The following is a 10,656-nucleotide window of genomic DNA, read 5'->3' on the forward strand; positions in this document are numbered from 1 at the left end:
TTAGGCGGTTCATTTCAACTGCGTATTCCATTGGAAGTTCGCGAGTGAATGGCTCGATGAAGCCCATTACGATCATTTCTGTAGCTTCTTGCTCAGAAATACCGCGGCTCATTAGGTAGAATAATTGTTCTTCTGATACTTTCGATACTTTCGCTTCATGCTCAAGTGAAACGTAATCGTTTTTGATTTCGTTGTAAGGAATTGTATCAGATGTAGATTGGTTATCCATAATTAACGTGTCACACTCGATGTTAGAACGAGAGTTTTTCGCTTTTGGTCCGAATTGTACGATACCACGGTAAGTTACTTTACCACCATGCTTCGCAATCGATTTAGAAACGATTGTTGAAGATGTGTTTGGTGCTAAGTGAATCATTTTCGCACCAGCATCTTGGTGTTGGCCTTTACCAGCAATCGCGATAGATAATGTTAAACCACGAGCGCCTTCGCCTTTTAAGATAACTGCTGGGTATTTCATCGTTAATTTAGATCCGATGTTACCATCAATCCATTCCATCGTTGCGTTTTCTTCACAAACCGCACGTTTTGTAACTAGGTTGTATACGTTGTTCGCCCAGTTTTGGATTGTTGTATAACGGCAATATGCATCTTTTTTAATGATGATTTCTACTACCGCACTGTGAAGTGAGTTAGTCGTGTAAACAGGTGCTGTACAACCTTCTACGTAGTGTACGTGTGCGCCTTCGTCTACGATGATAAGCGTACGCTCGAATTGTCCCATATTTTCAGAGTTAATACGGAAATACGCTTGAAGTGGTGTATCAACTTTAATACCTTTTGGAACGTAGATGAATGATCCACCAGACCAAACTGCAGAGTTTAATGCAGAGAATTTGTTGTCTGTTGGTGGGATTACTTTTCCGAAATGCTCACGGAAAATATCTTCGTTCTCTTTTAATGCGCTATCTGTATCTTTGAAGACGATTCCTAGAGCTTCTAGGTCTTCTTTCATGTTGTGGTATACAACTTCAGATTCGTACTGTGCAGATACACCAGCTAAATATTTTTGCTCAGCTTCAGGAATACCTAATTTATCAAATGTCGCTTTAATTTCCTCAGGTACTTCATCCCAAGACTTCTCAGATTTCTCAGATGGTTTTACGTAGTACGTAATTTCATCGAAATCTAAGTCGTTTAAGTCGCCGCCCCATTGTGGCATTGGCATTTCATAGAACTTATCCAGTGATTTTAAACGGAAGTCTAACATCCACTGTGGTTCTTCTTTCATACGTGAAATCTCTTCAACGATTTCTTTTGTTAAACCGCGTCCAGCACGGAAAATCGAAACGTCTTTGTCTTTGAAACCATATTTATAATCGCCGATATCTGGCAGTTGCTTCGCCATGTTGGTGTGTCCCTCCTTAGATAACCTCGTTTTTAGGAACCTTTAACATTACTTATCTTCGTTTAAGCCCTTTTCTAACGCTTTCCACGCTAATGTTGCACATTTAATACGTGCAGGGAACTTGCATACGCCTTGTAATGCTTCAATATCTCCTAAATCAATGCTGTCATCGTACTCTTTTCCTAGCATCATGTCAGAGAAAATTTTCGAAAGCTGAAGTGCTTCTTCAATTTTCTTTCCTTTTACTGCTTGTGTCATCATTGAAGCTGAAGACATTGAGATGGAACATCCTTCTCCTTCAAACTTCGCCTCTTGTACAATACCCTCTTCTACTTTCATCGTAAGTTGAATACGATCGCCGCAAGTTGGATTGTTCAAGTTAACGGTAACACTATCTTCTAGCACGCCATGGTTACGAGGATTTTTATAATGATCCATAATAACTTGACGATATAACGTATCTAAATTATTAAATGACATTTGTGAAATACTCCTTTGTCTTGATTAGCGATTCAACAAATGTATCAATTTCTTCTTTTGTATTATATAAATAGAAGCTCGCACGTGCTGTAGAAGAAGCTTTTAGCCACTTCATAAGCGGCTGTGCACAGTGGTGTCCTGCGCGAACCGCAATGCCTTCCACATCTAATACTGTCGCTACATCGTGAGGATGTACGTCTTCAATATTAAATGTAACTAGACCAGCGCGATGCTTTGGACCATAAATTGTAACGCCATCTACTTCTGATAGTCTTTCTAAAGCGTATTGCGCTAATTCATGTTCATGCTTTTCAATATTATGAAGACCGATTTCTTCTAGGAAATCAATTGCCGCACCAAGTCCGATCGCATTACCGATAATCGGTGTACCTGCTTCAAACTTCCACGGAAGCTCTTTCCAAGTAGATTCTTGTAAATCTACGAAATCAATCATTTCACCGCCAAATTCAATTGGCTCCATATTGTTTAGCAATTCTTTCTTACCATATAATACGCCGATACCTGTAGGTCCGCACATCTTATGAGCAGATAATGCGTAGAAATCACAGTTTAAATCTTGTACATCCACTTTCATGTGAGGTGTACTTTGTGCACCATCAACGACCATAATTGCTCCGTTTTCGTGTGCGATTGCTCCGATTTCTTTTACAGGGTTAATCGTTCCAAGTACGTTTGATACTTGCATAATAGAAACGATTTTTGTATTCGGTGTAACAGTTTGACGAACATCTTCTAAAGAAATTGTACCGTCTGGTTGAAGCGGAAGGTATTTCAAAGTTGCGCCAGTTTTCTTCGCAACTTGTTGCCACGGAATGATGTTACTATGGTGTTCCATGTAAGAAATAACGATTTCATCGCCTTCTTTTACATTTTCAAGACCATAGCTAGCTGCTACTGTATTTAATGCAGTTGTCGTTCCGCGCGTGAAAATAATCTCTTCCATTGATTTCGCGTTAATAAACTTGCGAACTTTCTCACGTGCACCTTCATACGCGTCGGTAGCTTTCGTACCGAGCGTATGAACACCGCGATGCACGTTAGAATTATATTCTTTATAGTAACGTTCTAACGTTTCAATGACTTGAATTGGTTTTTGAGAAGTTGCTGCACTATCGAAATAAACAAGTTGTTTGCCGTTCACTTTTTGATCAAGAATTGGAAACTGTTTGCGTATTTCATGAATATTCATTAGCGAACTTTCCTTTCAATTACCTCAACAAGCTGTGCTTTTACTCCTTCAATTGGAAGCTCATTTACTACAGGTGCTAAGAATCCATGGATGACTAAACGTTCTGCTTCGCGTTTTGGAATACCACGGCTCATCAAGTAGTATAATTGGTACGGATCTACGCGGCCTACTGAAGCTGCGTGACCTGCCATTACATCATCTTCGTCAATTAAAAGAATTGGGTTTGCATCCCCGCGAGCTTTCTCGTCTAACATAAGAACGCGAGAAGATTGTTGTGCATTTGATTTAGATGCACCGTGTTCAATCTTACCAATTCCGTTAAAGATAGATGTTGCACTATCTTTTTGTACACCGTGTTTTAAGATCCAACCTTCAGAGTGTTTACCGAAGTGAACAACTTTAGTTGTAAAGTTTTGTGTTTGGTTACCACGACCAATTGTTACTGTTTTTGTATCAGCATATGATCCGTCGCCCATTAAGTTCGTAACGTTCTCTGAGATTGTGTTTCCGTCATTCATAAGACCTAGAGCCCAATCAATACGGCCGTCGCGTCCGACAACACCGCGGCGGTTAACGTAAGTTGTTACGTCTTTTGCTAATAGATCAACCGCACCGAATTTCACTTGTGCGCCTTGTTCCACGATTACTTCTGCTACGATATTTGCAATACCTTTAGCATTTTCATTTGCAACGTAGTTTTCTACATAAGTTGCAGTACTGTTCGCATCAGCTACGAATAATACGTGGTTATATACGTTAGCTTCTTCGCCGTCTACTAAGAATACAGCTTGAAGTGGAGTTTCAAGAACAACGTTTTTCGGAACATATACGAATGCACCGCCGTTGATTAATGCAGCATGAAGTGCAGTTAGACGATGCTCGTCTACTTTCACGCCGTCTTTCATTAAGTACTTTTGTACTAATTCAGCATGCTCTGTTGCAGCTGTTATGATGTCTGTAAAAATAACACCTTTTTCTTTTGCTTCGTCTGCTAAAGAAACGAACGCAGTTGTACCAGTACGTTGCACTAATACGCTGTTATTTTCATCGATTAAGTTTTTCACTGCTTCTGGAAGCTCTGTTAAAGAACTTACAGGCTCTTGCTTAGCAGCGTCGCCTTTTCCGATAAAGTCCCATTTTTCAATTTTCGTTTTATCAGGCGTTGGCATTGGAAGTTCAGTTGCTTGTGCAAGAGCTTGTAAGCGGAACTCAGTCAACCAAGCAGCTTCGTTTACTTCGCTTGCGCGCTGACGGATTGTTTCTTGATCGAAAGGTAATGTACCGATTGTCATGTTTATGCTCCTCTCTTACGCTTCTTGCTCTGCTGTTTCGTCTTCAATACCTAATTCTTTTTTAATCCAGTCGTAACCTTCAGCTTCTAGACGTTGTGCAAGCTCAGGGCCACCAGATTTAACGATACGACCGTTCATCATAACGTGAACGAAGTCTGGAGTGATGTAGTTTAATAAACGTTGGTAATGCGTAATCATTAGGCAACCGAACTCTTCGCCGCGCATTTGGTTAATACCTTTAGATACAACTTTTAATGCATCGATATCAAGACCTGAGTCGATTTCGTCTAAGATTGCGATTTTTGGCTCAATCATCATTAATTGAAGAATTTCGTTACGTTTTTTCTCTCCACCAGAGAAACCTTCGTTTAAGTAACGTTGTGCCATTTCTGGATCCATTTCTAGGAATTCCATGTTTTTATCTAAAGTACGGATGAATTTCATAAGAGAAATTTCATCGCCTTCTTCACGACGTGCATTAATTGCAGAACGTAAGAAGTCAGCGTTTGTTACTCCGCTAATTTCACTTGGATATTGCATTGCTAGGAATAGACCTGCTTGTGCGCGCTCGTCTACTTCCATTTCTAATACATCTTCACCGTCGATGATGATGCTACCTTCTGTTACTTCATACTTTGGGTGACCCATAATTGCAGAAGATAAAGTTGATTTACCTGTTCCGTTAGGTCCCATAATTGCGTGGATTTCTCCACCTTTTACTTCAAGGTTTACACCCTTTAAAATTTCTTTGCCATCAATTGATACATGTAAGTCTTTAACCGTTAATGTAGAACCAGCCATCTCAATACCTCCATTAATCCTATATATACATTTTAAAAATTACTAAAACGTTCATATTCTCATTTTATTCTCATTCTAATCTTATATCAAATAAAATGATATCGCAAACGCTGAAAAAATGTAACAATTTTTTCACAAATGTATATAAGTATTTCCCTTGCATCCTTATATGATACACTTTTCTTCTTATATATATAAAGAAAAAAGGACTGGGAATTTCCCAATCCTTTCCTGTACTTATTCATTTACTGGAAGTACAGCACCTTTATATTCTTTATTGATAAAGTCTTGAATTTCTTTTGAATGCAATACGTCTACTAACTCTTTAATTTCTTTTTTCTTCTCGTCACCTTTACGAACTGCAATAATATTTGCATAAGGAGAGTCTGATCCTTCAATTGCAATTGCATCCTTTGTTGGATTTAATTTCGCATCAATTGCGTAGTTTGAATTAATAAATAAAGCATCACCCTCATTATTTTCATACAGCTTCGGTGAAAGTCCAGGTTCTACATCTGTTTTAAACTTTAAGTTTTTCGGATTTTCCACAACATCTTTTACTGTTGCTTTAACAACATCTACACCGTCTTTTAATTTAATAACGCCGCCTTTTTGCAATAGTGCTAACATACGTCCGCGCTCTGCAACGTTATTACTCATAATAACTGTTCCGCCATCTGGTAAATCTTTTAAGCTTTTATATTTTTTAGAGTAAATGCCCATTGGTTCTAAATGAATTTTTCCTGCGTTTACAATTTCATATCCTTTTTCTTGAATTTCTTTTTCTAAATACGGAATGTGCTGGAAGTAGTTTGCATCAATTTCTTTATCCGCTAACGCTTTATTCGGCAACACATAATCTTGGAACTTTTTAATCTCTAATTTAATACCCTTTTTCTCTAATATCGGCTGTGCTTTCTCTAAAATAACAGCGTGCGGCACGTTAGAAGCTCCAACAACAAGCTTATTTTCCTCTTTCCCCCCGCAGGCAGCTAATGTAAATACAGACAGTGCTGTAACAACTGACAATATAATTTTTTTCATATGATGTCCCCTTCTCCCGTATAGTTATGTAGTTATAAAAAGGGCCGGCGTACACCAGCCCTTTTCAGCAATTATTCTTTTACAGGAACAACTGCCCCTTTATATTCTTTATTAATAAAGTCTTCAATTTCTTTAGAATGCAGCACTTCTACAAGAGCTTTAATCTCTTTTTTATCTTTATCACCTTTACGAACAGCTACTACGTTTGCGTATGGAGAATCATTTCCTTCAATTGCAATCGCATCTTTTTCTGGGTTTAATTTCGCATCAATTGCATAGTTAGAGTTAATTAGAACAGCGTCGCCTTCTTTATTGTTATACACTTGTGGTAATAAACCAGGCTCGATATCCGTTTTAAATTTTAGATTTTTCGGATTATCTGCAATATCTTTCGGAGTCGCTTTAACTGGATCTACTCCGTCTTTAATTTTTAAAATGCCTTCTTTTTGTAAAATTGCTAAACCACGTCCATGGTCAGCAACAGAATTACTCATAATAATTGTTGCCCCATCTGGAAGCTCTTTTAAGCTCTTATATTTTTGAGAGTATACACCAATCGGTTCTAAGTGAATTTTTCCTGCTATTTCAAAATCATATTTTTTATCTTTAATTTCTTTTTCTAAATACGGAATGTGCTGGAAGTAGTTTGCATCAATTTCTTTATCCGCTAACGCTTTATTCGGTAACACGTAGTCTTGGAATTTTTTAATTTCTAATTCAATTCCTTTTTTCTCAAGTAAAGGTTTTGCCTTTTCTAAAATAACAGCGTGCGGTACGTTAGAAGCACCAACAACAAGTTTCTTTTCATCTTTATCTTTCCCACCACAAGCAGCTAACCCAAAAATTGAAGTTGAAATAAGTGCCGTAAGTAATAATTTTTTCATTTTAAATACCCCCATTTTCATTATCTTTTATCTATTCGAGTCGTTACACTATCACCAATCCACTGAATGAAAAATACAACTAGTAATACACAAATTGTCGCAACGATTGTTACATCGTTATTTCCTCGCTGGAACCCTTCTAAATAAGCAAGTGTTCCAAGGCCACCAGCACCAACAACTCCCGCCATTGCTGTATAACCTACTAAAGCAATTGTCGTTACCGTAATACCCGATACTAACGCTGGTAACGCCTCTGGAATTAACACTTTCAAAATAATTGTGCTTGTTTTTGCCCCCATCGCTTTTGAAGCTTCAATTACGCCTTTATCAATTTCACGAAGTGCGATTTCAACCATTCTCGCGTAAAATGGTGCCGCTCCAATAATTAAAGCTGGCAGCGCTGCACTCGCTCCAAGTATTGTTCCAAGAAGAATCTTTGTGAACGGGATTAATAAAATAATTAAAATGATGAACGGTATCGAACGGAAAATGTTTACGAACGCTCCAATCACCGTATTAATTGCTTTGTTTTCCCATAAATTATCTTTCGCTGTCATAAAGAGTAATAGTCCTAAAATAAGTCCTAAAACAAATGTGGCAAGCGCTGCGATTGCCGTCATATATAACGTTTCACCAGTCGCTTCTAGCATTTGATTCCAATCAACATTTGCGATTAACTTATCCATGCGCAATCACCTCCAGCTCTACTTGATCTTGATGAATCCCTTCTATTGCTTGCTGGATTGCTGTTTCCTCACCATTTAAATGAACGACTAAACTACCGTAAGAACCGTTATTCGTTTGTGCGATATTTCCTTGCAAAATGCTAACTTCTATATCACTGCGTTGCATTAATCTTTGAAGAACCGGCCTTTCTACAGCCTCACCGATAAACTGCAAGCGAATTACTTTTCCATCTGGGTATTTTTCAATTAAGCTTTCAATCGTTTCATTTGTATCTTCAGAATCAGTTAACTGTTGTACAAATCGTTTTGTAATGTCTTGCTGTGGATTACGAAATACATCAAGTACAGGACCACTTTCTACAATCTTTCCTTGCTCCATTACCGCAACACGATTACAAATCTTCCGAATCACGTGCATCTCATGTGTAATTAATACAATTGTTAAGCCTAGACGCTTATTAATATCTAATAATAAATCTAAAATTTGATCCGTCGTTTCTGGATCAAGAGCTGACGTTGCTTCATCACATAAAAGTACTTGTGGATTATTTGCTAACGCTCTTGCAATCCCAACGCGCTGCTTTTGTCCACCACTTAACTGAGATGGATATGCGTCTCCTCTTCCTTCTAATCCAACGAGATGAATTAACTCATCAACACGTTTTCTTCTCTTCGCCTTATCCACACCCGCAATTTCAAGTGGGAATTCGATATTTTCGCGTACAGTTCGTGACCAAAGTAAGTTGAAGTGCTGAAAAATCATTCCGATTTCTTGTCTTGCCTTACGAAGTTCACTTCCTGTAATTGCTGAAATGACACGATTTGCGATTGTAATTTGACCAGACGTTGGTTTCTCTAACTGATTAAACAATCTAATTAAAGAACTTTTCCCAGCGCCACTATATCCGATAACACCAAATATTTCGCCTTTCTCTATTTGTAAGTTGGCGTTATCTACAGCAGTGACATCACCGCTTTTTGATTTATATATTTTCTTTACATTTTCTAATAAGATCATGATGTTCACCCCTTTTTTGTTTAAAAAGCGCAAGCGGCTCGTTTAGAATGTAAAGTGGATGGAGCTTCTGACGTAGAGGCGTTTCTTGCCTCATAGGAAGAAGCGAAGCCATCGAACATTCTAGCCGCTGGAGCTGGATTTCATAAAACTTTGGATAGACTCCGCAATTTTTTATTTTTGATGCGGGTTCTACCGTTATCACTACTTTTATTATTTGAATGTCCTCCACATTCAAACAACAAAAAAACCTTTCCGCTTTAGAGAAGCAGAAAGGTTTATATGCGTATATAACAACATTATCCCTCTCTCTCATCTCTCAAAGCATTTGCTTTGCAGGAATTGGCACCATTTCAACATAAGTTGACGGTTGCCGGGCTTCACAGGGCACAGTCCCTCCACCTCTCTTGATAAGAGAAATCAGATTAAATTTTCGTCTGATTTGAAATTTATTAAATTGTCTATATTTTATGAATTGAATTGTATCAATATCCATACGCCATGTCAACAGAAATTTTCGTAAAAAAAGAAACTTCAGACTTTTAAGCACCCACTGACATCGGCTTACATATATGAAACATTGATTCAACTAATAGCATCGTTCGATACGTTCCCGAATACTGTACACGTCCATCGTTCATTAACATTTGCAATCTTACATTGCCGTTCACCAATTGTTTTACATCTTCTTCATCTACACAAACAATTTGCTCCGTTCCTCTTTCCTCATGTAGCAGCTCTATATAATCTCTTGAAATTTGTAACGAACAACTTTCATCTCCAAAGCGGAAATTAACAGTTTTTTCTCCTTGTCTTAAAAGCGGTTCTAAATGATATTGACCATTAGCATAATTTACAAATGATTGCAGCAAAGAATATAATTTCACCCTAAATCACATCCTTCATATCACTTTCTATTACACATACCATTCCCTCTCACTAAAGAGCAATCCTGTTACTTTCGCTCGACAAATACTGTAACCACCCTGCATCTCGACATATTTCTTGGGAAATATGTCGAGGCGGCAAAAACTTTGCCGCCTACTTTAATTCCGTATATAAATATTCAACCGAATGAAATGCATATATCTTCTTCATGAGTGTCCCATTTTCAAAAACAAGTAAACACGGTACACTTTCGATTCCATACTCTTTCGCTAAATGCGGAGCATAATTTAAATCTAACATTCCAATTTTCAACTCTTCAATTGTCATCTCAACGACTGTTAACATCTTTTTTGCTAATTGGCATGTTCCACACATTGGTGTATATACATATAGCACTGTTTTTTCTTCGTTTTCTATTAGGGCTGTAGCTTCGGTACCTGTCCAGTCAATCACTTCTATCATTCCTTACCGTAAATATTCTGTATAAACGTCAATGTCAGCTCCCCATAATACATTTGCTAAGTGTGAAGATGGCGCAGTTGCCACTTCTCGGTACGAGCGATCAATATAAATATGCTCTGCTTGCGGAAATTCCTTTCGAAATTGTTTCCTTAACTTTTCTCCAGCATCATCAGCATCCACTAGTACATACACTTCCTTATCAAAAAACTGATCAATGAGCTCATCCATTTTCGACAAACCAATTGTACCATTTGTACAAACAATTTCCACCGGTTCACGAATAATAGATTCAATCTTTCTTCTATCTGATTTACCTTCTACAATAATGACTTTTTCCACATAAATCATATGTCATCACCCGATCACCATATACTATACAACCTTTAACTTAGTATATAGTATATTCGTTATTTTCATGTTGTTTCCTGTTTATTTTTGCAAAAGAAAAGCGGAAGCGGCTCGTTCAGATTGTGAGGGGGATGGAGCTTCTGACGTAGAGGCGCTTTTTGCCTCGCAGGAAGAAGCGGA

At 37.9% G+C, this 10,656-nt stretch carries 12 protein-coding genes and 1 riboswitch; all 12 genes read right to left on the bottom strand.

Going from position 1 to position 10,656, the window contains the following annotated elements; all coding sequences use genetic code 11:
• A partial coding sequence (gene sufB, locus BAU27_RS11315) for a Fe-S cluster assembly protein SufB (RefSeq protein WP_071742902.1) occupies positions 1 to 1,366 on the bottom strand: 1,366 nt, incomplete at its 3' end.
• A gap of 48 nt (positions 1,367 to 1,414) precedes the next feature.
• Positions 1,415 to 1,846, bottom strand: a complete 432-nt coding sequence (gene sufU, locus BAU27_RS11320) for a Fe-S cluster assembly sulfur transfer protein SufU (protein WP_000009523.1) — start codon at positions 1,844 to 1,846, stop codon at positions 1,415 to 1,417.
• Positions 1,836 to 3,056: a cysteine desulfurase SufS gene (gene sufS, locus BAU27_RS11325; protein WP_001020769.1), complete on the bottom strand. Its 1,221-nt coding sequence runs from the start codon at positions 3,054 to 3,056 to the stop codon at positions 1,836 to 1,838. Before sufS ends, sufU begins: the two co-directional genes overlap by 11 nt.
• Entirely contained in the window at positions 3,056 to 4,348 is a 1,293-nt protein-coding gene (sufD, locus tag BAU27_RS11330) for a Fe-S cluster assembly protein SufD (RefSeq protein ID WP_071748145.1), read from the bottom strand. The genes sufS and sufD overlap by 1 nt, the downstream gene beginning before the upstream one ends.
• Positions 4,349 to 4,363: 15 nt before the next feature.
• Positions 4,364 to 5,149, bottom strand: coding sequence for a Fe-S cluster assembly ATPase SufC (gene sufC / locus BAU27_RS11335; RefSeq protein WP_000929162.1), 786 nt, complete (start codon positions 5,147 to 5,149; stop codon positions 4,364 to 4,366).
• Between the two features lie 237 nt (positions 5,150 to 5,386).
• Positions 5,387 to 6,193 (bottom strand): methionine ABC transporter substrate-binding lipoprotein MetQ, encoded by an 807-nt coding sequence (gene metQ, locus BAU27_RS11340; protein ID WP_071770924.1) that lies wholly within the window; start codon positions 6,191 to 6,193, stop codon positions 5,387 to 5,389.
• Positions 6,194 to 6,264: 71 nt separating this feature from the next.
• The gene (gene metQ, locus BAU27_RS11345; protein WP_071770925.1) at positions 6,265 to 7,077 is read right to left on the bottom strand and encodes a methionine ABC transporter substrate-binding lipoprotein MetQ; all 813 of its coding nucleotides are present in this window, start codon (positions 7,075 to 7,077) and stop codon (positions 6,265 to 6,267) included.
• Positions 7,078 to 7,097: 20 nt separating this feature from the next.
• Positions 7,098 to 7,763 (bottom strand): methionine ABC transporter permease, encoded by a 666-nt coding sequence (locus tag BAU27_RS11350; protein WP_071770926.1) that lies wholly within the window; start codon positions 7,761 to 7,763, stop codon positions 7,098 to 7,100.
• Positions 7,756 to 8,781: a methionine ABC transporter ATP-binding protein gene (locus BAU27_RS11355; protein ID WP_071770927.1), complete on the bottom strand. Its 1,026-nt coding sequence runs from the start codon at positions 8,779 to 8,781 to the stop codon at positions 7,756 to 7,758. Before BAU27_RS11355 ends, BAU27_RS11350 begins: the two co-directional genes overlap by 8 nt.
• Before the next feature lie 306 nt (positions 8,782 to 9,087).
• Positions 9,088 to 9,195: riboswitch (SAM riboswitch) on the bottom strand.
• 125 nt (positions 9,196 to 9,320) lie between these two features.
• Complete coding sequence (locus BAU27_RS11360; RefSeq protein ID WP_000781217.1) at positions 9,321 to 9,665, bottom strand: hypothetical protein; 345 nt, start codon at positions 9,663 to 9,665, stop codon at positions 9,321 to 9,323.
• A gap of 154 nt (positions 9,666 to 9,819) precedes the next feature.
• Positions 9,820 to 10,128, bottom strand: a complete 309-nt coding sequence (locus BAU27_RS11365; protein WP_083595962.1) for a thioredoxin family protein — start codon at positions 10,126 to 10,128, stop codon at positions 9,820 to 9,822.
• Positions 10,129 to 10,131: 3 nt separating this feature from the next.
• Entirely contained in the window at positions 10,132 to 10,476 is a 345-nt protein-coding gene (locus BAU27_RS11370) for a toprim domain-containing protein (protein ID WP_000640866.1), read from the bottom strand.
• Positions 10,477 to 10,656 lie beyond the last annotated feature (180 nt).

Origin of the sequence: Bacillus sp. NH11B (genome assembly GCF_001884205.1) — a bacterium.
GTDB classification, from domain to species: domain Bacteria; phylum Bacillota; class Bacilli; order Bacillales; family Bacillaceae_G; genus Bacillus_A; species Bacillus_A proteolyticus.